General features: G+C 65.5%; 24 protein-coding genes. 13 read left to right on the top strand and 11 right to left on the bottom strand.

The window, feature by feature from the left end; all coding sequences use genetic code 11:
- Positions 1-92: 92 nt before the first annotated feature.
- The gene (locus GPT34_RS06395; RefSeq protein WP_291010422.1) at positions 93-1,940 is read right to left on the bottom strand and encodes an aldehyde ferredoxin oxidoreductase family protein; all 1,848 of its coding nucleotides are present in this window, start codon (positions 1,938-1,940) and stop codon (positions 93-95) included.
- 24 nt (positions 1,941-1,964) lie between these two features.
- A complete protein-coding gene (locus tag GPT34_RS06390; RefSeq protein ID WP_291010421.1) occupies positions 1,965-2,441 on the bottom strand; it encodes a 4Fe-4S dicluster domain-containing protein in 477 nt (158 codons plus the stop codon).
- A gap of 236 nt (positions 2,442-2,677) precedes the next feature.
- Between GPT34_RS06390 and GPT34_RS06385 the strand changes: the two genes are divergently transcribed.
- A complete protein-coding gene (locus tag GPT34_RS06385; protein ID WP_291010420.1) occupies positions 2,678-3,796 on the top strand; it encodes a helix-turn-helix domain-containing protein in 1,119 nt (372 codons plus the stop codon).
- 31 nt (positions 3,797-3,827) lie between these two features.
- Here GPT34_RS06385 and GPT34_RS06380 read toward each other — a convergent pair whose 3' ends face one another.
- Positions 3,828-4,634 carry a TOBE domain-containing protein gene (locus GPT34_RS06380; RefSeq protein WP_291010419.1) on the bottom strand — a complete coding sequence of 269 codons (807 nt, stop codon included), beginning with the start codon at positions 4,632-4,634 and terminating at the stop codon, positions 3,828-3,830.
- 128 nt (positions 4,635-4,762) lie between these two features.
- Here GPT34_RS06380 and modA point away from each other — a divergent pair, with 128 nt between their 5' ends.
- From modA to modC, 3 genes are read left to right on the top strand one after another with little or no spacing between them, the layout of a single operon-like run.
- The gene (gene modA / locus GPT34_RS06375; protein WP_291010448.1) at positions 4,763-5,482 is read left to right on the top strand and encodes a molybdate ABC transporter substrate-binding protein; all 720 of its coding nucleotides are present in this window, start codon (positions 4,763-4,765) and stop codon (positions 5,480-5,482) included.
- Between the two features lie 3 nt (positions 5,483-5,485).
- The gene (gene modB / locus GPT34_RS06370) at positions 5,486-6,157 is read left to right on the top strand and encodes a molybdate ABC transporter permease subunit (protein WP_291010418.1); all 672 of its coding nucleotides are present in this window, start codon (positions 5,486-5,488) and stop codon (positions 6,155-6,157) included.
- Positions 6,154-7,263 carry a molybdenum ABC transporter ATP-binding protein gene (modC, locus tag GPT34_RS06365; protein WP_291010417.1) on the top strand — a complete coding sequence of 370 codons (1,110 nt, stop codon included), beginning with the start codon at positions 6,154-6,156 and terminating at the stop codon, positions 7,261-7,263. The genes modB and modC overlap by 4 nt, the downstream gene beginning before the upstream one ends.
- A gap of 8 nt (positions 7,264-7,271) precedes the next feature.
- Here the strand turns inward: modC and GPT34_RS06360 are convergent, their stop codons facing one another.
- From GPT34_RS06360 to GPT34_RS06345, 4 genes are all read right to left on the bottom strand, one after another.
- Positions 7,272-8,057, bottom strand: a complete 786-nt coding sequence (locus GPT34_RS06360) for a molybdate ABC transporter substrate-binding protein (protein WP_291010416.1) — start codon at positions 8,055-8,057, stop codon at positions 7,272-7,274.
- Positions 8,058-8,155: 98 nt separating this feature from the next.
- Entirely contained in the window at positions 8,156-8,899 is a 744-nt protein-coding gene (locus tag GPT34_RS06355; protein WP_291010447.1) for a substrate-binding domain-containing protein, read from the bottom strand.
- A 92-nt stretch (positions 8,900-8,991) separates the two neighbouring features.
- Positions 8,992-9,750 (bottom strand): phosphate ABC transporter ATP-binding protein, encoded by a 759-nt coding sequence (locus GPT34_RS06350; protein ID WP_291010415.1) that lies wholly within the window; start codon positions 9,748-9,750, stop codon positions 8,992-8,994.
- Positions 9,747-10,475, bottom strand: coding sequence for an ABC transporter permease (locus GPT34_RS06345; RefSeq protein WP_291010414.1), 729 nt, complete (start codon positions 10,473-10,475; stop codon positions 9,747-9,749). Before GPT34_RS06345 ends, GPT34_RS06350 begins: the two co-directional genes overlap by 4 nt.
- Positions 10,476-10,581: 106 nt before the next feature.
- Here GPT34_RS06345 and GPT34_RS06340 point away from each other — a divergent pair, with 106 nt between their 5' ends.
- The gene (locus GPT34_RS06340) at positions 10,582-11,706 is read left to right on the top strand and encodes a substrate-binding domain-containing protein (protein ID WP_291010413.1); all 1,125 of its coding nucleotides are present in this window, start codon (positions 10,582-10,584) and stop codon (positions 11,704-11,706) included.
- 52 nt (positions 11,707-11,758) lie between these two features.
- Here the strand turns inward: GPT34_RS06340 and GPT34_RS06335 are convergent, their stop codons facing one another.
- Complete coding sequence (locus GPT34_RS06335) at positions 11,759-12,829, bottom strand: MBL fold metallo-hydrolase (protein ID WP_291010412.1); 1,071 nt, start codon at positions 12,827-12,829, stop codon at positions 11,759-11,761.
- Positions 12,830-12,927: 98 nt separating this feature from the next.
- Entirely contained in the window at positions 12,928-14,154 is a 1,227-nt protein-coding gene (gene coaBC / locus GPT34_RS06330) for a bifunctional phosphopantothenoylcysteine decarboxylase/phosphopantothenate--cysteine ligase CoaBC (protein ID WP_291010411.1), read from the bottom strand.
- A 131-nt stretch (positions 14,155-14,285) separates the two neighbouring features.
- On the opposite strand from coaBC, the gene GPT34_RS06325 reads away from it, so the two are divergent.
- The 6 genes from GPT34_RS06325 to GPT34_RS06300 all read left to right on the top strand — a co-directional run bounded on the left by GPT34_RS06325 (position 14,286) and on the right by GPT34_RS06300 (position 19,694).
- A complete protein-coding gene (locus tag GPT34_RS06325) occupies positions 14,286-15,956 on the top strand; it encodes a CTP synthase (protein ID WP_291010410.1) in 1,671 nt (556 codons plus the stop codon).
- Positions 15,957-15,976: 20 nt separating this feature from the next.
- Entirely contained in the window at positions 15,977-16,834 is an 858-nt protein-coding gene (gene kdsA, locus GPT34_RS06320; RefSeq protein WP_291010409.1) for a 3-deoxy-8-phosphooctulonate synthase, read from the top strand.
- 8 nt (positions 16,835-16,842) lie between these two features.
- Entirely contained in the window at positions 16,843-17,130 is a 288-nt protein-coding gene (locus GPT34_RS06315) for a DUF1330 domain-containing protein (RefSeq protein ID WP_291010408.1), read from the top strand.
- Positions 17,131-17,278: 148 nt separating this feature from the next.
- Positions 17,279-18,562, top strand: coding sequence for a phosphopyruvate hydratase (gene eno / locus GPT34_RS06310; RefSeq protein ID WP_291010407.1), 1,284 nt, complete (start codon positions 17,279-17,281; stop codon positions 18,560-18,562).
- Positions 18,563-18,702: 140 nt separating this feature from the next.
- Positions 18,703-18,987: a septum formation initiator family protein gene (locus GPT34_RS06305; protein WP_291010406.1), complete on the top strand. Its 285-nt coding sequence runs from the start codon at positions 18,703-18,705 to the stop codon at positions 18,985-18,987.
- 8 nt (positions 18,988-18,995) lie between these two features.
- On the top strand, positions 18,996-19,694 hold the full coding sequence (locus GPT34_RS06300; RefSeq protein ID WP_291010405.1) for an ATP-binding protein: 699 nt from the start codon (positions 18,996-18,998) through the stop codon (positions 19,692-19,694).
- On the opposite strand, the gene GPT34_RS06295 is transcribed toward GPT34_RS06300, so the two are convergent.
- Positions 19,691-20,671 (bottom strand): Hsp33 family molecular chaperone HslO, encoded by a 981-nt coding sequence (locus GPT34_RS06295; protein ID WP_291010404.1) that lies wholly within the window; start codon positions 20,669-20,671, stop codon positions 19,691-19,693. The genes GPT34_RS06300 and GPT34_RS06295 overlap by 4 nt on opposite strands.
- A gap of 38 nt (positions 20,672-20,709) precedes the next feature.
- Positions 20,710-21,234, bottom strand: a complete 525-nt coding sequence (locus GPT34_RS06290; RefSeq protein ID WP_291010403.1) for a gamma carbonic anhydrase family protein — start codon at positions 21,232-21,234, stop codon at positions 20,710-20,712.
- A gap of 71 nt (positions 21,235-21,305) precedes the next feature.
- Here GPT34_RS06290 and GPT34_RS06285 point away from each other — a divergent pair, with 71 nt between their 5' ends.
- Positions 21,306-22,157, top strand: coding sequence for a ferritin-like domain-containing protein (locus tag GPT34_RS06285; RefSeq protein WP_291010402.1), 852 nt, complete (start codon positions 21,306-21,308; stop codon positions 22,155-22,157).
- A gap of 31 nt (positions 22,158-22,188) precedes the next feature.
- The gene (dbpA, locus tag GPT34_RS06280) at positions 22,189-23,604 is read left to right on the top strand and encodes an ATP-dependent RNA helicase DbpA (protein ID WP_291010401.1); all 1,416 of its coding nucleotides are present in this window, start codon (positions 22,189-22,191) and stop codon (positions 23,602-23,604) included.
- The last annotated feature ends 25 nt before the right edge of the window (positions 23,605-23,629 follow it).

Raw genomic sequence — 23,629 nt, 5'->3', positions numbered from 1 at the left:
GCTTCGCCACCCCATGACCCATGATTGCTCGTGGGTCATCGGGCCGCGATAGCGGCGAGGTTTCGGTCACAAGGCCGCCACAGCGGCCACACTCACAAGCTCAGGCGTTTTCGGGTCTCGGCGGTCGGACGGCCTTCCGGATCCCAGCCGCGTGCGGCGTAGTACTTGGGCAACATCTCGGGCAGCTTGCTGACCATTCCTTTGGAAGCACCGGTCTTGGCGGCTTCGGTCAGCAAGCGCTTGGGCAGGCTGTCATCCTTGGCGGTGAAGCCAGCAGCGTTGTTGAACTCGCGCTCCATGTTCCAGATGCGCTCGCCAATCTTCTCCAGCTCTTCGGTGGTGAAGGCCTCGTCGCAGGCCGCCTGCAGTTGCGGCGCGAGGTCGGCCACACCCCAAGCGAAGGTGGTGAACACGCACAAGCCTGAAGAGTCGAACGCTGCAGTGGCGTCCTGGAAGGCCTTCACCAGCTCGGGCTTGCCTTCGGACTCCACCGGGTCGGTCTTGACCGGAATGCCCAGCACCTCGGACGAGATGGTGTAACCCCGCAGGTGGCAACCACCTCGATTCGAGGTGGCGTAGGCCAGGCCAATGCCCTGGATCGCGCGGCCGTCGTAAGCCGGGAATTCCTGGCCTTTGCTCGACATGCTGAGGTCGGGGTGGCCATATTTGGCGGTCAGACGTTTGGATCCCTGGCCGATTTCCTTGCCAAAACCGCGGCTGTAAATCGTTTCTTCGGTCAGGAAGGCCAGTGCTTCTGCGGAGCCGAACTTGGCCTCGATGCCCACCTGCTCTTTGGTCAGCACGCCCATCTCGTAGAGCTCCATAACCGCGCCCACGGTGGCGCCGAAGCTGATCGGGTCAATGCCTTCTTCGTTGCACAGCATGGTGGCGTACTGGAGTGCCTCCAGATCGTTCACGCCGTTGGCAGCGCCCAGCGCCCAGGCCGCTTCGTACTCCAGGCCACCGGAGGCGCCCCAGTATTGCGGCTTGTTGGCCACGGTGAAGTGGTTCGGGTCCATCTTGCTCACGCGACCACAGGCAATGGTGCAACCGAAACAGGCCTGATTGGTCACCAGCTGCTTCTTGCCGTCGCTCTCGCGCGGCGTGACCATGGCTTCGGCCGAGATGTCCTTGGCACCCTCGAACTGCACGTCCTGGTGGTTGCGCGTGGGCAGGCCGCCGATCTCGTTGATCACGTTCATCAGCACCTGGGTGCCGTAGGCCGGCAGGCCCTGGCCCGTGACCGCGTTCTCGGCCAGGATCTTTTTCTTCTCGAAGGTCGTCTTCATGAAGGCCTTGGGGTCGCGGATGTTGCCCACGCCCTTGGTGCCGCGCACCGCAATCGCCTTCAGGTTTTTGCTGCCCATGACCGTGCCGACACCTGAGCGGCCCGCCGCGCGGTGCAGGTCGTTGACCACGGCTGCGTACAGCACGCCGTTCTCACCCGCCTTACCGATGCTGGAGACGCGCGCCAGCGGGTCCTGCAGGCTGGTCTTGAGCATCTCTTCGGTTTCCCAGACGCTCTTACCCCACAGGTGGGCAGCGTCGCGCAGCTCGGCCACGTCGTCGTTGATGAACAAGTACACCGGCTTGGGTGACTTGCCCTCGAAGATGATCATGTCCCAGCCGGCCATCTTGAGCTCGGCACCCCAGTAGCCGCCAGAGTTCGAACAGGCGATAGCGCCGGTCAGCGGGCTCTTGGTGATGACGGTGTAGCGGCCACCGGTGGAGGCCATGGTGCCCGTCAGTGGGCCCGTGGCCCAGATGATCTTGTTGTCCGGAGACAGTGGATCCACCTTGGGATCGATCTCGGTGGTGAGGTACTTGCTGCCCAGACCGCGCGAACCAAGGTAAGCGCGAGCCCACTCCATGTTCAGCGGTTCGGGGGTGACGGTGCCCGCGGTCAGATTGACGCGGAGAATTTTTCCAGCCCAAGACATGTGCTTGCTCCTTGAAAACGGTGATCAGGCGGCCGCAGGCTGGTTACCCAGCTTGTCTGCCCACTGCTTCATCTTGTCGATCCCAGTCCAGTTGGCGTCCACGAAGGTGATCGCCGCGGTCGGACAGGCTTCAGCACACGCCGGCTCGCCGCCACACAGGTCGCACTTCTGGACCTTGCCGGTTTCCTGTACATAGTTAATCGTGCCGAACGGGCAGGCGATGGTGCAGACCTTGCAGCCCACGCAGGTAGTGTCGTTGACCACCTTGGCGCCGGTGACCTTATCCAGCGTGATCGCCTCGACCGGACAGGCGTGCAGACACCAAGCCTCGTCGCACTGCGTGCAGGTGTAGGGCACCTTCTTGCCGGTGTGGTGGAAGTCGAACACCTTGATGCGCGATTTGGAGGTGGCGTAGGTGCCGTAGTTCTCGAACGAACAGGCCATTTCGCACTGCAAGCAGCCGGTGCATTTGTCCGGGTTGATGTGCAGGACTTTCTGCATGTGTGTCTCCAGTGGTGGGGCAGCGCTCAGGCGTCACCCGGCTTATGAACAAAGGTACCTAACTATTGTTGGTTCGGCACCGATGGATGCCCTCAGGGTTTTCCCGCAGGTCTAGCAGTTCGTCTCAGATTGAGACAAGGCCGGGCCTCCCTGAGTCGCGCTCGGGCAAGCGGCGCACCCGACCCAGACCTGATTAAATGAAGGCCAGCGGTCACCCGCCTTCGAACGGTTTTTGCATGCCACACAGGACTCCCGCCCACCACCCCGACTTGCGCCTGGCGCGCATCGAACAAGCGCGCCACAGCGTGCTGCAAGCTCGCGGCCCCAGCCCGGCCGCCTGGCTGGACCCGGCCATTGAGCGCTCGTGGCGGCGCTGCCTGGCCCTGGGCCACGAGCCCCAGCACGCGGTGGCCTTTCAGCCGGTGTCCGATGGCCAGCTCAAACGCGCCGTGGAGGCCAGCCAGCCGCTGCTGAATGTGGCGATGCCGGTGATCCACACGCTTGCACGCGCCATGCTGCACACGCGCTACTTCGCCATCCTGACCGATGCAAAAGGTACGGCGCTGCAGGTGCACGGACCGGTGGACCGACACGATCCGGTAGCACGGGCGATCGCGCGTGTGGGCGTGGATCTGTCCGAAGCGGCGGTGGGCACCACCGCCATCAGCACCACGCTAGCGGAGCAGCAAGCCGTGTGGCTGCACCGTGGTGAGCACTTTTTTGACCACACCAGCATGTTCAGCTGTGCGGGCGCGCCGATCGTGGGGCCTGACGGTCAGTGCGCAGGCATGCTCGACCTCACTGGCGTCAACGTGGTCGAGCAGCCCGCACTCAAGCACCTGGTGATGCAGTCGGCCCGCAGCATCGAAAACGCCATGACCTTGTCGTTGTCACACCGCTGGCTGCTGCGGCTGAACTGGCCCGGACGCGTGCTGGGCGATGACAACGATGGTCTGGTCGCGGTGGACGGCGACGGTTTCATCATCGGCATGAACCGGCCCGCGCGCGACATGCTGGGCATCCACCCGGCTGCGTCGGGCGGGCATTGCAGCGAGGTGTTTGCGATCGAACCGCGCGAGCTGTTCGACGCCGCGCGCCAGCACCGCAGCGAGATGGAGGTGCCGCTCTGGTCGGGTCTGCGCCTGCAAGTGCTGGTGCAGCCACAGACGGCACAGGCGGGTAGCCGCAGCAGCCCACGCAGTACCCATGCCGTCCCCCTGAAGGACCACGAGACCGCGCTCATCCACAAGGCGGTGCAAGACGCGGGTGGCCACGTGGACGAAGCGGCACGCGCACTGGGTATCAGCCGCGCCACCGTCTACCGCCGACTGCGCTCGCGCAAACCCGGCGCCTGAACGCCCTTGGCTGCGCGCTTGTCCGAGCGCCTCAGCCGGCTAGGCCAATCACCATCGCAGTCGGCGCCATGAGCGCCCAGGCCACTTCTCCGGCCACCAGCTGGCTCGGGTGATCCGCAAAACCGACCCAGTGCCCGCCGCCGGGCAGCGCGAGCACCACCTCGTCGCGGACCGCTCCCGGTGCGATGCGATCCACTTCACCACACAGCACGCACCGCTCGCCTGACCTGCCCACTCCATCGCCGCTGCGCTGTCCCTCGGCGGGACGCCGAACTGTCACCGCCATCGCCTTGCACATCACCAGCACCGACAGACCGGGGACCAGGCCGAGCAGATCGGCACTCTCGCGCGTGACGCTTGCAGTAAGCACCGCGCCACCGGCGGTGCGCAACCGCACCCCCACTGCAGGATCGTCTTCGGCGCTGGCGTCCAGGCCATCGACCACACAGGGCAGCTGGTTGCGCATGCTGGTGCGCAGACCCAGCGCGTGGGTGAGCGAAGCCGCGCCACTCAGGCGCTGGATCACCTGGGCCCGCGCTTGCGCCAGCGCATCGGCCATCAACAGCAGTTGCTCGCCGTGTTCCGTGATCTGCGCGCCGCCACCGCCTGCGCCGCCCACGGTGCGGTCCACCAGCGTGCGCCCGCTCAGGTTGCTCAAGGTGTCGATCGCCTGCCACGCAGCCTTATAACTGATGCCCGTCTCGCGCGCGGCCTGCGAGATCGAGCCACCCCGGGCTACGCAGCGCAGCAGCTCGACTCGCTTGTCCACCGCCGGATCGCTCAGCGCCTGCGACAGCGCGGGCAAGGGTGGCGATGCAAGGGTTTGGCGGCGCGGCATGGGCTGACTATACTGCTCGCTATTCCGATTTGGAATAGCGTAATTCGATCTTTCTCGTGGCCCCCTCTTTCCGTTCACTCGCTGCTCTCCAACTCGCTCGCCGCGTGCTCTGCTGGGCGGGCACCGCGCTGCTGATCGTCACGGGCACAGCAGCTCAGGCAGCCTCGGCCACGATCGCAGTGGCCGCGAACTTCGCCGAGCCCATGCGGGAACTGGCCGCGGTGCTGGAAAAAACCACCGGCCACCGCCTCGAACTCTCGGTGGGAGCCACCGGGCGACTGTTTGCCCAGATCCGCAACGGCGCGCCATTTGATGCCTTTCTGGCCGCCGACAGACGCGCACCCGCGCAGCTGGAGACCGATGGCCTGGCCGTGCCCGGCAGCCGCTTCACCTACGCCACCGGGCAGCTGGTGTTGTGGTCGGCGCAACCGGGTCTGGTCGATGCGCAGGGGGCCGTGCTCCAAACGGATCGTTTCCGCAAGCTCGCCATTGCCAACCCCAAAACCGCGCCCTACGGTGCGGCAGCTCTGGAAGTGATGACTCAGCTGGGCCTGCGTGACACGCTGACTCCCAAGCTGGTGCAGGGTGAGAGCATCGGGCAGGCCTACAACTTTGCTTTCACCGGCAACGCAGAGCTCGGCTTTGTCGCCTTGTCGCAAGTGATGGTCGGCGGTCAGCTGAAAAGCGGCTCGATGTGGCGGGTACCCCCGGCGCTGTACACCCCGATCCGGCAAGACGCGGTGCTGCTTCAGCGCGGCTCAAACAACGCGGCCGCGCGCGCCCTGATGGCTTTGCTGCGCAGCCCGCAGGGGCAAGCGGTGATCCGGTCCTTTGGTTATGAGAACTGAGCCTTGCTGACCGCTGGCGACCTTCAGGCGATCGCGCTCACGCTGCAGGTGGCCACCCTGACCACGCTGATCCTGCTGGTGCTGGGTGTGCCGCTGGCCTGGTGGCTGGCGCGCACGCGCTCGCCCTGGCGCCACCCCGTGGGGGCGCTGGTGACGCTGCCTTTTGTGCTGCCGCCATCGGTGCTGGGCTTTTACTTGCTGGTCGCGATGGGACCCAACGGCCCACTGGGCCAGTGGACCCAGGCTATGGGCCTGGGTCTGCTCACCTTCAGCTTTGCCGGCCTGGTGCTGGCCTCGGTGATCTACTCCCTGCCCTTCATGGTGCAGCCGGTGATGAACGCGATGCAGGCGCTGGGGCCCCGCCCGCTTGAGGTGGCGGCCACGCTGCGCGCCAGTCCGATCGACCGCTTCTTCACCGTGGTGCTGCCGCTGTGCAAACCAGGCCTGATCACCGGCACGGTGATGAGTTTTGCCCACACGGTGGGCGAGTTTGGCGTAGTGCTCATGGTGGGCGGCAACATCCCGGGCGTGACCCGCGTGGTCTCGGTCCAGCTCTACGACCATGTGGAGGCGCTGGAATACGGCGCGGCGCACCGCCTGGCCGCCGTCTTGCTGGTGTTCGCGTTTGTCGTGCTGCTGGTGCTGCAGTGGATCAACCGGCGGCGCCTTGCATGACGCCCGACAACGAAGCCCTGGTGTTGCAGGCGCGCTGGCAGCGCGCGGACTTTCTGCTCGATGTGGACCTGCGCCTGCCGCCGCGCGGCGTGAGCGTGCTGTTTGGCGTCTCGGGATCAGGCAAGACGACTTGTCTGCGCGTGCTTGCTGGCCTGGAGCCCGGTGCGCAGGCCTGCGTGCGCGTGGCGGGTGAGACCTGGCAGGACAGCGCCACGCGCGCCTTCGTGCCACCGCACCAGCGCGCGCTGGGCTATGTGTTTCAGGAAACCAGCCTGTTTGAGCACCTAAGCGTGGAAGACAACCTGCGCTATGGCTGGCGCCGCACGCCCGCAGCGCTGCGCCGCCACGGCTGGGACCACGGGCTGGACCTGCTGGGCATTCGCCCGCTGCTTTCGCGCCGGCCGGCCGAGCTCTCGGGGGGTGAACGTCAGCGCGTGGCGATCGCGCGCGCGCTGGCCACGAGTCCGCGCGTGCTGCTGATGGACGAGCCCCTGGCCGCGCTCGACGCCGCCCGCAAAGCCGACATCCTGCCCTGGCTGGAGCAGCTGCACGAGCAGCTCGACATCCCGGTGGTCTATGTCACCCACTCAGCCGACGAGCTCGCCCGCCTGGCCGATCATCTGGTGATGCTCGATAGCGGCCGCGTGGTGGCCGAAGGGCCAGTGGCCGAGCTGATGACCCGCGCCGATTTGCCGCTGGCGCATGGAGATGGCGCTGCGGCCCTGATCGAAGCCGTCACTTGCGGGCTGCACGCCACTTCAGGCCTGTGCGAACTGCGTTTCGCGGGTGGCACGCTGCTGCTGCCACAGACCCGCGTCGAGCCCCTGCCTGACCGTACCCCAGTGCGCGTGCGCATCCAGGCGCGCGATGTAAGCCTGTCGCTGCAGCGCGCTGAGCACAGCAGCGTGCTCAACATCCTGCCAGCCACTGTGATGACGCTGCACGAAGACGGCCCTGGTCAGGTGCTGGTCACGCTGGCGCTGGGGAGCGAAGTCCCAGCCACCCGGCTGCTGGCTCGGATCAGCCAGCTGTCGGCTCAGCGGCTGGGCATCGCGCCCGGGCTGGCGCTGTTCGCCCAGATCAAAGGCGTGGCGATGGTGCGCTGATGCCCGGTTCAGGGCTGGTCGAATCCATGGCGGGCAAAGGTCGCCTGCGCCCAGGGCGCCAGCAGCATCTGAGCAAACGCTTGGGCTGAAGCCGGTGCGCCCTGGCGCACGGTCACGCCGTAGGCGGCACCCACCTGCAGTGTCGGTGGCACCGAGACCACCCTCAGCCGCGGCACCTCCTGGCGTGCCGCCTCCGCGTTGGTGCAGTAAGTGAGAAACACATCGGCCTGGCCCTGGTCCATTACCCAGGCGTAGGTGCCACGGCCTGCGGGTGCCTTGGGCGAATCCGCGCCACCCGTCAACTTGAGCGCCTTGGCATCGAGCCGGGTGTAGGCCCCTGGCTGGACCGCATCGGCCTTGCGGAACAAAGCCCAGGCGTAGTCGCCCGACGGGTCGGCCTTGGGCGTCGAGGTGCCGACCCTGATGGCCGGATCGAGCAAGGTAGCCAGCAAGGTCTGCGGCGTGGTGCTGACGCCGTCGCTGGTGAGCGCGCACAGGCTGTTGCGCACAAACACCTGGTAAGGAGCCCAGGCGCCGCTGTCTGCCAGCCGCTGCGGATGCTCGGTGTTGGCCGAGGCAAACACCATCGCCGCCTCACCGTTTTCGATGCGTTCGCGCAGCAGGCCCGATGCACCCAACGTCAGCACCACTTTCTGCCCGGTGTGGACCTCGTGAGCCTGAGCGATCTCGGTCAACACCTCGCGCAGGCTACCCGCGGCGTAGACCGGCAAGGGTTCTTTCATGACGGCTGCCTCCGGTGTGGCGAACCCTGCCGCTGCCAACAGGGCCTTCACCCAAGTGACGCTGCGGAGCCGGTCTTACCGGCCCGCAGTTGTTGCCCCCTGGAGAGGGGGTTCGGCTGTGCGCAGCCCGCAAGCGAAGGGAGAGGGCATCACTTCGTGGCGTTGGGGAAAAACAGCTGCTCGCCACCGATCTTGTAGCTGGCAATCACCGCCTGTCCTTCGGGGCCAGTGACCCAGTCCACAAACTTCTGACCTTCGGCAGTCTTGACCTGCGGGTGTTTGGCAGCGCTCACCAGCATGATGCCGTACTGGTTGAACAGGCGCTTGTCCCCTTCAACCAGCACCGTCAGGTCGGCGCGGTTTTTGAAGTTGAGCCAGGTGCCGCGATCGGTCATCACGTAAGCGCCGCTGGCCGAGGCCATGTTGAGCGCCGGCCCCATGCCGCAACCACACTCCTTGTAACCGCTGCCTTTGTTGGCATCGGTGTCGGTCATTTTCCAGAAGCGCAGCTCAGCCGCGTGGGTCCCGCTTTTGTCGCCTCGCGAGATGAAGGGCGCGTTGGTGCTGGCCAGTTTCTTGAGCGCAGCCACAATGTCGTTGCCCTTGGCCTGCGCCGGATCCGCCTTGGGGCCCACCAATACAAAATCGTTGTACATCACGTCCTGGCGCTTCGCAGCAAAGCCGTCGGCCACGAACAGTTCTTCCTTGACCTTGTCGTGCACGAACAGCACGTCGGCATCCCCCCGACGCGCGGTGTCGATGGCCTGCCCCGTGCCCAGCGCCACCACCCTCACGTCGATGCCACTGGCTTTCTTGAACTCAGGCAGCAGGTATGAAAACAGGCCCGACTGCTCGGTGGACGTGGTGGACGCCACCACGATGCTTTGCGCCATGACCGAGGCACTGGCCAGCGCGCCCGCCACGCCGATGGCCACCACCGAGAGGCTTCGGCCCAGAAAAGACAGAACAGGTTTCGATGCAGACTTCACAGACTTTCTCCTTGAACAAAAAGATGCGCACTGGGACACGTGTCCTCCAGGTGCTCGTGGTTGAAAAACTGATGGACCGGCAGGTCGGCCAGCAGCCGGCCCTGCTCCAGGTAAATGACGCGGCTGGCCAGGCGCTTGACTTGCCCCAGGTTGTGGCTGGCGAACACCAGCGTGGCTGGCGGGCCGTCGCCGCTGTCGCCGCAAAAATCCTGGATCAGCGCCTCGACCTCGCGTTTGGCGTGCGGATCCAGGCTGGCCGTCGGTTCGTCGAGCAACCACACCGAGGGCTTGAGCGCCCAGGCCCGGGCGAGCGCCAAGCGCTGTTGTTGTCCACCCGAGAGCGCGCGGCCATTGCGCTGCGCCAGGTCGGCCATGCCCACCCGCTCCAGCGCGACTAGCGCCAGCCCACAGGCCTCGCGCCATGGCGTGCCCTGCAGCCGCAAGCCCAGCGCGATGTTGCGCTGCGCACTCAGGCGCAGCAAGTGCGGGCGCTGAAAAAGCATGGCCACGCGCTGCTGCGCCATGCGTTGCAAGCTGCCGGAGAACAGCGGCTGAAGGCCATGCAGCGCGCGCAGCAGCGTGCTCTTGCCGCAACCGTTGGCGCCCACTAGTGCAACGCGCTCTCCCTCTCCAATGCTGAGGTCGATGTTTTGCAACGCCACCACCCGCCCCGACGCGCCCAGGCGAACCTGTGCTTGCTGCAGCGCGAGGCAGACCGGGCTATGGATGTTCGGTGCTGGAGGCATGCCGGTCATGCCGGCACCGCCATCAGGCCAACGCCGTCGGCGCGCTCGCGCCAGCGCCGCAGCAGCGAAACCAATGCATTGAGCGCGAGCACCACCGTCAGCAGCACCAGCCCCAGCCCCAGCGCCAGTGGCAGGTCGCCCTTGCTGGTTTCCAGTGCGATGGCGGTGGTCATGACGCGGGTGAAGCCCTCGATGTTGCCGCCCACGATCATCACCGCACCGACCTCGGACACGGCGCGGCCAAAGGCGGTGATGAGCACCGTGAGCAAGGCGTAGCGCTCGTCCCATGCCAGCAGCACCGAGCGCAGGCCAGTGCCTGCGCCGAGCGAGCGCAGCTGTTCGCCGTGGCTGTTTTCTGCATCCTCCACCACCTGGCGGGTGAGCGCGGTCACCAAAGGCAGCACCAGCAAGGACTGCGCCAGGACCATGGCCTGGAAGCTGAAAAGCCAGCCCAGAAAGCCCAGCGGGCCCGAGCGCGAGAGCAGCAGGTAGACCACCAGGCCGACTACCACCGACGGCACGGCCAGCGAGGTGTTGAGCACCGTGAGCACCGCGCCGCGCCCACGAAACCGCACCGTGGCCAGCCAGGCGCCGAGCAACAGGCCAAAACCGCTGGCCAGCGCACACGCGGTGGCGCTGACGGCCAGCGAGCGCCCGACCACGGTCCATAGACCGGGATCGCCCGAGCTCACCATCTGCAGGGCCGTGACGACACTGTCCGAGAATGTATTCATGGTGCGTTGCAGCTTAGCGGCAACACCTTCCTCTGCGAGTACGTACAGACACGGTATGAAACACTGTGCATAGGCCTGCTGCGACGCTTCAGGCACACTGCGCGGCATGCGACGAATCGCCTTGTCCTACGCCATCGTGCCCGAGCAGCCCGAACGCCCTGCCCAGCCGGTGCTGCTGCGCAACCCCATGATGGACGTGCTGCACGCGGTGCGCGAGCAGGGATCGATCTCGGCGGCAGCGCGCCAGCTCAATCTGTCGTACCGGCATGTGTGGGGTCAGCTCAAGGAGTGGGAAGCAGAACTCGGACAGGAGCTGCTGCTCTGGGAACGCGGTCGATCAGCCCTGCTCAGTCCGCTGGGTGAGCGCCTGCTCATGGCCGAGCGGCTGGCGCAGGCCCGGCTGGGGCCCCAGATGGAGAGCCTGCGAGCCGAACTGGAGCGCGCGTTTGCGCTCGCCTTCACCGATCCGCAGGCGGGCAGCTCACAGGCTTCGCTCACCCTCTACGCCAGCCACGACCACGCGCTGGGCGAGCTACAAGACCTGGCCGCGCGACAGGGCACCGAACACGCGGCGCACACGCTGCACCTGGACATCCGCTTTTGCGGCAGCGTGGACGCGATCCGCGCGCTCAACGAAGGGCGCTGTGCGCTGGCAGGCTTTCACACCCAGCCCTTTGCCGACGCTGGCAGCCTGAGCGCGCGCACCTACCGCCCACTGCTCAAACCTGGCCTGCACAAGATCATCGGCTTTGCCCGCCGCTCCCAAGGCCTGATGGTGGCTGCGGACAACCCGCTGCGGATTCGCGACATCGGCGACGTGGCGCGGCTGCAGGCCCGCTTTGTGAACCGCGCCAAGGGCACCGGCACGCGGCTGCTGCTCGACGAGCTGCTGGTGCAGGCCCGGCTTGACCCGATCGACCTGTATGGCTTCGAACGCGAAGAACGCTCGCATGCGGCGGTGGCGCAAGCGGTGGCCAGCGGCGAGGCCGACGTCGGCCTGGGCACCGAATACGCAGCCCGCAGCCAGGGCCTGGACTTTGTGCCGCTGACACAGGAGCGCTACCTGCTGGTCTGCCTGAAGTCTGCTCTAGAGACACCACCCGTGCAGCGACTGCTCAGCCTGCTGCAAAGCCCCACCTGGCAAGCGCACCTGAACCAGCTGCCCGGCTATGCGAGTGACCACAGCGGCGAGGTGGCGGCGATGAAACGGCTGCTGCCCTGGTGGCGGTAGCCGACCCGACGGCGATCACCCGCCGCCGCCCGTCATCAACGGAGGAGGCTCTTCAGAAGGCTTCCTTCTCCGCTTCAAGGTAGGCCAGACTGGTGTACTTGCCGATGTTGCTGTCAAAGCCATCCATGGTCTTGGCCCGGCTGGCCACACGGGGATCGCTCAGCACGCGGGACTTGGCACCTTCGAGCGGAAAGCCTTCCTTCACCGCCTGGATGCAGGGCTCGTAGATGCCCCGCATGAAAAGCCCATATTCGTCGAGCAATGTCTTGCTGCCGCGCCCGTGCCCGGGAAGCCAAAACTGGTCTCCCGCGGCTTTTTTGATCGCGTCGTAGTACCTAAAGGTCCCCACATAGGAGCCATCATCCATGTTGGCAATGCGGTTCTCCATCGCAATGTCGCCCACGTAGGTGAGCTTGTCCTGCACGACTTCGAAGCAAAGATCGGACGGAGTGTGCGCACGACCGTAGTGGTGCAGAATGATCTGCACGTCACCGTAGTCGAATACTTGGCCGTGCTCCACCGTCCGGTTGGGCGCCACCACACGGGTCCCCAGGGTCGCCTGGTTGGTCCAGCGCTCCATCAGGCTGCGCCAGAGGTTCCCTTCGTTGCCCTGGATCTGCTCGCGCGCGTGGGCCAGCGCGTGGATGGGCAGATCATTGCCGAAGGCCTCGACAAAGGCATGGTTGCCCAGCCAGTGGTCGCCGTGGTAGTGGCTGTTGAACACGGCGATGACTGGCTTGGGCGTCACCGTTTTGATCATGCGGATCGCCATCTGACCGATCTGCAGCGATGCCCCCGTGTCCAGTATCACCACGCCCTTCTGGGTGAGCACAAACACGACGCTGGCCATCAGGCCCTGGTTCTCTGCAGTGGGAAAGCCATCCTTGGCGTAGACCATCCAGACATGCGGCGAAAGCTGCTCGGGCTTCACGTCCGGGACAGGCGGACCCTCGATGAATTCCTGCACCTGCTGGGCGAACAGCCGCACCTCGGGAACCATCGCCAGACCCGCTGCTCCCAAGCCCAGACCTCCAGCCATGCGCAACCAGCTGCGGCGGGTGTTCGGCATGCTGCCCGGGGCTTGGGGTTCCGCTGCAGCGGACGGCGTCAGACTCGATTTCATGGCTTGCCTCCGAAAACAGAACTTAAAATAAGCAGTTACTTATATCTATAGTAAGAGGATCCACTACCGTGTGCAAGCACAGGGGCATCACAGCGGATTCAGGCCGGCATGCGGCGGGCGATCTCCATCACCAGTCGCCGCGCCAGATGCAGTTTGTCGGCTCGGGGCAGTTCGGTAGCGGTTTGGGCGTCGACCAACAACAGCGCGTTGTCGTCTTGACCGAAGGTGTCGGGGCCGATGTTGCCGACCAGCAGCGGCACGCCCTTGCGCTCGCGCTTCTTCTGGGCTTGTGCCAGCAGGTCCTGGCTTTCCGCTGCGAAGCCCACGCAATACAGCAGGCCGCTGCGCGCCCGGGCACCCGAGGCAATTTCGGCCAGAATGTCGGGGTTCTCCACGAAAGTCATGGCCGGCGGCTGCCCCGAACCGTCCTTCTTGATTTTCTGCAGTGCTGCGACGGCAGGGCGCCAGTCGGCCACCGCGGCGGCTGAGATGAACACCGTGGCGGTCTGGGCCAGCAGGTGCAGCGACTTCTGCATGTTCAGCGCCGACTTCACGTTGATGCGACCCACCCCACGCGGCGTGGGCAGTCCTACCGGCCCAGCCACCAGCGTCACGTGGGCACCGGCCTCGTGCGCTGCCCGGGCGATGGCGAAACCCATCTTGCCGCTGGAGAGGTTGGTGATGCCACGCACCGGGTCGATCGCCTCGTAGGTCGGGCCGGCGCTGATCAGCACTTGCTGCCCGGCCAACACCTTGGGCGTGAAGAAACGCACCACTTCGTACAGCACTTCGTCGGGCTCCAACATGCGGCCGTCACCGGTCTCGCCACAGGCCTGGTCGCCTGCGCCCACATCGAGCACCGTGGTGCCGTCCGCGCGCAGCTGCTCCACGTTGCGGTGCGTGGCTGGGTGGGCCCACATTTCGCGGTTCATGGCCGGCGCCAGGATGAGCGGCACTGTTTCCAGCGGCCGCGCCAGACACATCAGGCTCAGCAGGTCATCGGCCCGGCCGTGCAGCAGCTTGGCCATGAAATCGGCGCTGGCCGGCGCGATCAGGATGGCGTCGGCCTCGCGGCTGAGGTTGATGTGGGGCATGTTGTTGTCCACCCCGCCCGAGGTACGCGCGTCCCACTGCGAGGTGAACACCGGCCGCCCCGAGAGCGCCTGCATCGTGACCGGTGTGATGAACTGCTCGGCGGCCTCGGTCATGACCACCTGCACCGTGGCACCATGCTTGATCAGCGAGCGGCACAGCTCGGCTGCCTTGTAGCAGGCGATGCCGCCTGAAAGGCCCAGGACGATGTGTTTTCCGGCGAGATCGGTCATGGCCGCAATGTAGCAGCGTTGGGACGCGGCGGGGGCATCGCGCCCGCTGGGCGGGCGGGTCAGGGGGCGCCGGGACCGGCCCTCTATAATTCCCATTTCCACCTCCTGCGAGCGACCCGCTCGCCCGAGTCATGACCAAATTTGTGTTCGTCACCGGCGGTGTGGTGTCCTCCCTGGGCAAAGGCATCGCCTCCGCATCCCTGGCCGCGATCCTTGAATCGCGCGGCCTCAAAGTCACCCTTATCAAGCTCGACCCGTACATCAACGTGGACCCGGGCACCATGTCGCCATTTCAGCACGGCGAGGTATTTGTCACCGATGACGGCGCCGAGACCGACCTGGATCTGGGCCACTACGAGCGTTTCATCGAAACGCGGATGAAGAAAACCAACAACTTCACCACCGGCAAGATCTACCAGTCGGTGCTGGAGAAGGAGCGTCGCGGCGACTACCTCGGCAAGACGGTGCAGGTGATCCCGCACGTGACCAACGAAATTCAGGAGTTCATCAAGCGCGGTGCCGGCATCGGCACGCCCGATGCGGTCGACGTGGCCATCGTCGAGATCGGTGGCACGGTGGGCGATATCGAATCGCTGCCCTTCCTGGAAGCGGTGAGACAGATGAGCCTGCGCATGGGGCCGAACAACTCTGCTTTCGTGCACCTGAGCTACGTGCCCTGGATCGCCGCCGCGGGTGAGCTCAAAACCAAACCGACCCAGCACACCGCCAAAGAGCTGCGCGCCATCGGCATCCAGGCCGACGCCCTGCTCTGCCGCGCCGACCGCCGCATTCCGGATGAAGAGCGCGCCAAGATCAGCCTGTTCAGCAACGTGCCCGAATGGGGCGTGATCTCCATGTGGGACGTGGACACCATCTACAAAGTACCGCGCATCCTTCACGAGCAGGGCCTGGACGGCCTGATCTGCGACAAGCTGCGCCTGAACACGCCGCCGGCCAACCTCAAGCGATGGGACGATCTGGTCTACGAGGTCGAGCACCCGCAGCACACGGCGCACATCGCCATGGTCGGCAAGTACGTCGACCTGTCGGACAGCTACAAGTCGCTCAACGAAGCGCTGCGCCATGCCGGCATGAAAAACCACGCCAAGGTGCAGATCGAATACCTCGACTCCGAAACCCTGAACGCCGGCAACGTGGGCAAGCTCCTGGGTCGCTTTGACGCCATCCTGGTGCCGGGCGGCTTCGGCAAGCGCGGCATCGAGGGGAAGATCTGCGCGGCGCAGTACGCCCGCGAGCATCAGGTGCCTTACCTCGGCATCTGCCTGGGCATGCAGGTCGCCACCATCGAGTACGCGCGCCACGTGGCGGGCCTCAAGGGCGCCAACAGCACCGAATTCGAGCCCAACACGCCGCACCCGGTGATTGCGCTGATCGACGAGTGGCAGGACGCCGACGGCTCGATCCAGAAACGCAACGCCAACTCCGACCTCGGCGGCACCATGCGACTGGGCGCGCAGGCGTCTGATGTGTCGCCCAACACCCTGGCACACCAGATCTACGGCCCGGTGGTCACCGAGCGCCACCGCCACCGCTACGAGGCCAACGAGCACTACCTCGACCGGCTGCGCGAAGCCGGCCTGGTGATTTCGGCGTTGACCCAGCGCGAGCACCTGACCGAGATGGTCGAGTTGCCGCAAGACGTTCACCCATGGTACGTCGGTGTGCAGTTCCACCCCGAATTCAAGTCCACCCCCTGGGACGGCCATCCGCTGTTCAACGCCTACATCCGTGCGGCGCTGGACCACCACGGTCAGCAGCACCAGCTCAAGGCCGTGGCCTGAGCAAGACCCGAAGCCACACCATGCAGCTCTGCGGTTTTCCCATCGGTCTGGACCGGCCGTTTTTCCTGATCGCCGGCACCTGCTCCATCGAAGGGCAGCAGATGTCGATCGACGTCGCGGGCCAGCTCAAGGACATTTGTGCGGAATGGGACATTCCACTGATCTACAAAGGCTCTTTTGACAAAGCCAACCGATCATCCGGCAGCACCCAGCGCGGCCTGGGTTTGGACGCAGGCCTGAAGATCCTGGATGAGGTGCGCCGCCAGACCGGCCTGCCCGTCCTCACCGACGTGCACGAGACGTCGCAGGTGGCCGAGGTTGCCAGCGTGGTGGACGTGCTGCAGACGCCCGCGTTTCTGTGCCGCCAGACCGATTTCATCCGAGCCGTGGCCCAGTCCGGCAAGCCGGTGAACATCAAGAAGGGACAGTTCCTCGCCCCTTGGGACATGAAGAACGTGATCGACAAGGCTCGGGCCGCTGCGAAAGAAGCGGGCCTGTCGGAAGACCGCTTCCTGGCCTGCGAACGCGGTGTGAGTTTTGGCTACAACAACCTGGTGGCCGATATGACCAGTCTGGCCGAAATGCGCAAGTCTGGCGCGCCGGTGGTGTTCGACGTGACCCACTCTGTGCAGAAACCGGGCGGACAAGGCACAAGCAGCGGCGGCGCGCGCGAGATGGTGCCGGTGCTGGCCCGGGCGGGAGTGGCCGCCGGGGTCGCCGGCCTCTTCATGGAAACACACCCCAATCCTGTCGAAGCCTGGTCCGACGGGCCCAACGCGGTGCCGCTCAAGCACATGAAGGCGCTGCTGGAATCGCTGGTGGCGCTGGACCGCGTGGTCAAGCGCCTGCCGCTACTGGAAAACCATTTCACTGCCTGAAAGCCCCCATGCCCGCTCACATCATTGCCGAGGTAACCATCACCGACCCCGACCAGATGGCCAAGTACCGCGAGTGGAGCACCCGCGCCATGCAGGAGCACGGCGCCGAGGTGGTAGTTCGTGGTGGCCAGATCGTGCCACTCGAAGGCGACTGGACGCCAGAGCGCGTCGTCGTGCTCAAGTTCAAGGACCTGGTCGCGGCGCAGGCCTATTACGCATCGGAGACCTACACCCACGCACGCCAGGTGCGCGAAGGTGCGGGTTCCATCCGCATGATTGCGGTCGAAGGCGTGTGAAGATGCCCCCTGCGCTGCCTCGCGTCTTCGACGCGTCCTGTGTCTCGACGGAGTCGGCTCCATGGGCGCACCGGGCTCAAGACATTCGCTTCGGCCAATCCACTGGCCATCGGTTTTTTTGTTTTTCTGATTTCCTAAGGTAGAACACATGAGTGCAATCGTTGACATCGTTGGCCGCGAGATTCTGGACAGCCGCGGCAACCCGACCGTCGAGTGCGACGTGCTGCTGGAAAGCGGCGTCATGGGCCGCGCGGCCGTGCCCTCGGGAGCCTCCACCGGTTCGCGCGAGGCCATCGAGCTGCGCGACGGCGACCAGAGCCGTTACCTGGGCAAGGGCGTGCTGAAAGCGGTGGAGCACATCAACACCGAGATCAGCGAGTCCGTGCTGGGGCTTGACGCCTCCGAGCAAGCCTTTCTGGACAAGACGCTGATCGACCTAGACGGCACCGACAACAAGGGGCGCCTGGGCGCCAACGCGATGCTGGCGGTCTCCATGGCAGTGGCCCGCGCCGCGGCCGAAGAAGCCGGCCTGCCGCTTTACCGCTACTTCGGCGGCATGAGCGCGGTGCAGATGCCGGTGCCGATGATGAACGTGGTCAACGGCGGCGCACACGCCAACAACAACCTCGACCTGCAGGAACTGATGATCATCCCGGTGGGCGCGCCGAGCTTTCGCGAAGCCGTGCGCTGGGGTGCCGAGGTGTTCCACGCGCTCAAGAAAATCATTCACGACAAAGGCATGAGCATCGCCGTGGGTGACGAAGGCGGCTTTGCACCCAACGTGGCCAACCACGAAGCCGCGATCCAGATGATTCTGGAAGCCATTGCCAACGCAGGCTACACACCGGGTGAACAGATCGCCCTGGGCCTGGACTGCGCAGCCAGCGAGTTCTACAAGGACGGCAAGTACCACCTGGAAGCCGAAGGCCTGACTCTGTCGGCCGAAGAGTGGACCAACATGCTGGCGACCTGGGTCGACAAGTACCCCATCATCAGCATCGAAGACGGCATGGCCGAAGGCGACTGGGACGGCTGGAAACACCTAACCGAGCGCCTGGGCAAGCAGGTGCAGCTGGTAGGTGACGACCTGTTCGTCACCAACACCAAGATCCTGAAAGAAGGCATCCAGAAGGGCGTGGGCAACTCCATCCTGATCAAGATCAACCAGATCGGCACGCTCACCGAAACCTTCGCCGCCATCGAGATGGCCAAGCGCGCTGGATACACCGCCGTGATCTCGCACCGCTCGGGCGAGACCGAAGACAGCACCATCGCGGACATCGCCGTGGGCACCAACGCCGGTCAGATCAAGACCGGCAGCCTGAGCCGCTCGGACCGCATGGCCAAATACAACCAGCTGCTGCGCATCGAAGAGGACCTGGGTGATGTGGCGGTGTACCCGGGGCGCGACGCGTTCTACAACCTGAAGTAGTCGTGCCCCCACTGCGCCGCTTCGCGTCTTCCCTTCCGGGGAACCCCATCTGTGGCCCGGTGCAGCCCGTTCCACGGTGTGTGCTGGAAGTTGCATTGCCCTCAGACCACGTTATCGTTGTGGCCTGACTGACCCGCTTCATGGCCAACCGTTTCATCCCTGCCCTGCTGATCACCTTGCTGATCGTGCTGCACGCGCAGCTCTGGTTTGGTCGAGGCAGCGTGTCGCAGGTGGCGCAGATGAAGCAGGAGCTGGTGGATCTGGAGCAGAGCAACCGCGATGCAAAACTGCGCAACGAGCAGGTGGCCAACGAGGTGCGCGACCTGCAGGAGGGCCTGGACATGGTCGAGGAACTGGCCCGGCAAGACCTCGGCATGGTCAAGCCCAACGAGATCTTCGTGCAGATCGCGCAGACCCGCCCGTGAGGGTGGTGATGGCACCAAAGACCCCACCAGACCCGGCCACGAGCGCCCTGCCCGTGGTCTGCCTGCTCGGGGGAGAGTCCACCGGCAAAACGGCGCTCTCCCTGGCCCTGGCGCAATGCCTCCAAGTCGATCACGGCATGGCGGTGCGCTGCGTACCCGAGACTCTGCGTGGGTGGTGTGAAACAGCCGGGCGCGCGCCACTGGCCCACGAACAGGCTGCGATCGCCACCGAACAAAGCCGTCTGGTCGCGGCCGCCGCGGCTGAACCGGGCGTGCAGCTGGTGATCGCCGACACCTCGGCGCTGATGGTCGCCGCCTATAGCGAGCTGTACTTTCAAGACTCCAGCCTTGTGGCCAGCGCGCGCGCCGAACAATCACGTTATGGCCTGAACCTGGTCATGGGGCTGGACCTGCCCTGGACGCCCGACGGCCTGTTTCGCGACGGGCCGGCCCTGCGCGACGCCACAGATGCCTTGATCCGGCGCGAGCTGAATGGCGCCAGCCTGCCCTATCAGACCATTTACGGCCGGGGTGAGGCGCGTCTGCAGCAGGCCTTGCGCGCGGTGGGCAGCTGGCTGGGTCGGGCCCTGGTGCCGGAAGACCTGGCGCTGACCGAGGGGCGTGTGCCATGGCAGTGCGACAACTGCAGCGACCCGGACTGTGAACACCGGCTGTTCACCCGCCTGGTGGGAGAGCCCCGAGCCTAATGTCGCTCGCCGCTACCCGGTGCCTGCTGGGCCGCCTGCAGGAAAATTTGTGCCGCGTCCACCGGATCAAAGCGGTACTGCGCGCCACAAAAGTCACAACCCACCTCCACTTGCCCCTGCTCGGCCAGGATGGATTCGACCTCTTCGCGCCCGAGGCTGCGCAACATGGAGCTCACCCGCTCACGCGAGCAACTGCAGGCAAAGCGCGGACCCTGCGCGCCCGCCAGCGGCTCAAATCGGCGCACATCCTCTTCCCAGAACAGGCGCCGCAGAATCGTGTCGGCGTCCAGCTCCAGCAGTTCTTCGCGCTTGAGGCTGGCCGCCAGGATCGAGATGCGGTTGTAGTCCTCGTTGCGGCCAATCTCATCTTCGTCTCGGCGTGTCACGCCGCTGCCCGACAAATTGGCCTCGCCTTGCAACGGCAGGCGCTGGATCAGCAGACCGGCGGCCACGCGGTCGTTGGCAGCCAGTACCAGGCGCGTGTCGAGCTGTTCGCTCTGTAGCATGTAGTGCTCGATCACCTCGCTGAGCTTCTCCAGCTTTTCGTGCTGGTCACCAAACAGCGGCACCACACCCTGGTAGGGTTGCTGGCCCGGCTGGCGATTCTTGGGGTCGAGCGTGATGGCACAGCGGCCCAGGTTGTTCACGTTGACCATTTGCGACAACGGAGCCTCTGGACCCACATCGCCCGTGACGGTGGCGGTGGCGCGCAGGCTGAGGTCTGGATGCACCTCGGCCACCGCCAGTTTTACCGGCCCGTCGCCCATGATCTGCAGGACGAGCGCGCCGTTGAACTTGATGTTGGCCTGCATGAGCGTGGCCGCCGCCGTCATCTCGCCCAGCAGCTCGGTCACCGGCAAGGGGTAGCCGCCGGCCTGGTCGCGTCGTTTCAGGATATCTTGCCAGGCACCGGTCAAACGCACCAACATGCCGCGCACCGGCAGACCTTCAAAGACAAATTTGTGAAGTTCGGACAAACGCTACTTTCAATATCGTGAACGAAGGCAGATAGCGCTCAGTCCAGCTTTTTCAAGGTATGGCGAAAACGCTGGGCGTTGTCGATGTAATGCCGCGCGCTCATGCGCAGACCTTCGATCTGTTCGGGCGTGAGCTGGCGTGTGGCCTTCGCCGGGCTGCCGATGATCATGGAGCCATCCGCAAATTCTTTTCCCTCGGTCACCAGCGCACCGGCGCCGACCAGACAATTCCTGCCGATCTTGGCGCCGTTGAGCACCACCGCGCCGATACCGATCAGCGACTCGTCGCCGATCGTGCAGCCGTGCAGCATCACCTGATGGCCCACCGTCACATGCTCACCGATCGTCAGGGGCATTCCGACGTCGGCGTGCAGCACGCTGCCATCCTGGATGTTGCTGCCCTTGCCAATCGTGATGGTTTCCGTGTCACCGCGCACCGTGACACCAAACCAGACGCTGCTGTCTTCGGCCAGGTGCACGTTTCCAATCACCTGCGCGTTCTCAGCCACCCACGCCGTGTCTGCCAACTGGGGGCTGATGCCATCGAGTTCGTAAAGCGCCATCGTGATCTCCTGTATGCGGCTCGCTGCGCATGGACCCATCGGGCTTGCGCGCAAAACCTAGAATTGTAGGGATGCAGCCCACAGCCCCCGTCCCCAGCGCGCCAGACCCGAGCAGCGCACGCGCGCGGGCACTCGCCGCCCTGTGCCTGACCGAGCCCCATGCCAAGGTCCATGCCACGCACACACTGCAGGCAGACAGCTTGAACGCAGCGTTGGCCTGCCGCGTCGATCCCGGCGAACAGCTGAGTCTCCTGCCAGGCACCTGCCCACCGGGCCGCCCCAGCCGCCCGGAGCTGATTTCACCCATGCAGGTGCCGCACCGCTCGCCGTTCACCCCGGACGGTCTGGCCGCGCTGGTGCACGCCATCGCCCACATCGAGTTCAACGCCATCAACCTCGCGCTCGATGCCACCTGGCGTTTTGCGGGCATGCCGGAGGCGTTTTACCGGGACTGGTTGCGCGTCGCGGACGAAGAAGCGACCCACTTTGGCCTGCTGCGCGAACACCTGAAAAGCCTGGGCCACGATTACGGCGACTTCCCAGCCCACGACGGCCTGTGGGAGATGTGCATCAAGACGCAGGACGACGTGACCGCGCGCATGGCCCTGGTGCCGCGCACGCTGGAAGCCCGAGGGCTGGACGCCACGCCACTGATCCAGGCACGGCTGCGCAAAGTAGGCACGCCAGCCGCGCAAGGCGCGGTGGACATCCTCGACACCATCCTGCGCGACGAGATCGGCCACGTCGCGGTGGGCAACCGCTGGTATGGCTGGCTGTGTGCGCAGCAGGGGCTCGATCCCCTGGCCCACTACCGCCGGCTGGCGCGGCAACACGCCGCCCCACGCCTGAAGCCACCGTTCAACGACGCAGCACGCCGCGCAGCCGGCTTCACCGACATCGAGCTACAGGCCTTGCACCACTGAGCCTGCGCCTTCACAACGCGGATAATCGGGGATGACTTCCGCTTCCCTCGCTCCCTCCTCGCCCACCAGCACCGACTTCTCGGCTCTCCCCCTGTCGCCAGCCACGCTGGCCAACCTGCAGCAGCTCGGCTACCTGGAAATGACGCCGATCCAGGCCGCCAGCCTGCCGCCGGCCTTGCTCGGCAAGGACCTGATTGCCCAGGCCAAGACCGGCAGCGGCAAGACCGCCGCTTTTGCACTGACCCTGCTGGTCAATCTCAATCCGCGCCGCTTCGCGGTGCAGGCGCTGGTGCTCTGCCCCACGCGAGAGCTGGCCGATCAGGTCACCACCGAAATCCGGCGGCTGGCGCGGGCTGAAGACAACATCAAGGTCGTCACCCTGTGCGGCGGCGTGCCGCTGCGCGGCCAGCTCGCCACGCTGGAGCACGGCGCGCACATCGTCGTCGGCACGCCCGGCCGGCTGATGGATCACCTGGAGCGCGGCAGCTTGGCGCTCGACGCACTCAACACCCTGGTGCTCGACGAGGCAGACCGCATGCTCGACATGGGCTTTTTCGACGACATGGTCAAAGTGGCCAAGCAGTGCCCCAAGGAACGGCAGACTTTGCTGTTTTCGGCCACCTACCCGGAAGGTATCGCACAGCTGAGCCGGCAGTTCATGCGCGACCCGATCACGGTGACAGTGGAGGCGCAGCACAGCGGGAATCTGATCGAGCAGCGCTGGTTTGAGGTGAAGGACAGCGAGCGGCTGCACGCCGTGGGCCAGCTGCTGGCGCACTTTCGCCCGGCCAGCACGCTGGCGTTTTGCAACACCAAGGCGCAGTGCCGCGATCTGGTCGGCGTGCTGAAGGCCCAGGGCATCAGTGCGCTGGCCTTGTTTGGCGAGCTGGAGCAGCGCGAGCGCGACCAGGTGCTGGTGCGCTTTGCCAATCGCAGCTGCTCGGTACTGGTCGCCACCGACGTGGCCGCGCGGGGTCTCGACATCGCGCGGCTCGAAGCCGTGATCAATGTGGACGTGACGCCCGACCCCGAGGTGCACATTCACCGCATTGGTCGCACCGGCCGCGCGGGTGAGAGTGGCCTGGTGCTCAACCTCGCCAGCATGGACGAAATGGGTTCGGTAGGCAAGATCGAAGTGCTGCAGGGTCGAGCCTCCGAATGGCAGACCATCACCAGCCTCGCACCCGCGAGTCACGCGCCGCTCGTGCCTCCCATGGTCACGCTGCACATCCAGGGTGGTCGCAAGGAGAAGATCCGCCCCGGCGATGTGCTGGGCGCCCTCACCGCAGACCTGGGCTACACCCGCGAGCAAGTGGGCAAGATCAACGTCAACGAGTGGTCCACCTACGTCGCGGTAGACCGCGACATCGCCGAGCAGGCAGCCAGCCGGCTAAACAGCGGGCGCATCAAAGGCAAGAGCGTGAAAGTGCGCGTGCTGAACGACTGAAGACTGCTGCGCCTACGGCCCCCCC

Origin of the sequence: Hydrogenophaga sp., from assembly GCF_011390835.1 — a bacterium.
Taxonomy (GTDB): Bacteria; Pseudomonadota; Gammaproteobacteria; order Burkholderiales; family Burkholderiaceae_C; genus Hydrogenophaga.
Note: the sequence above shows the minus strand (reverse complement) of the source record. Positions and strands in the feature narration are given on the sequence as shown.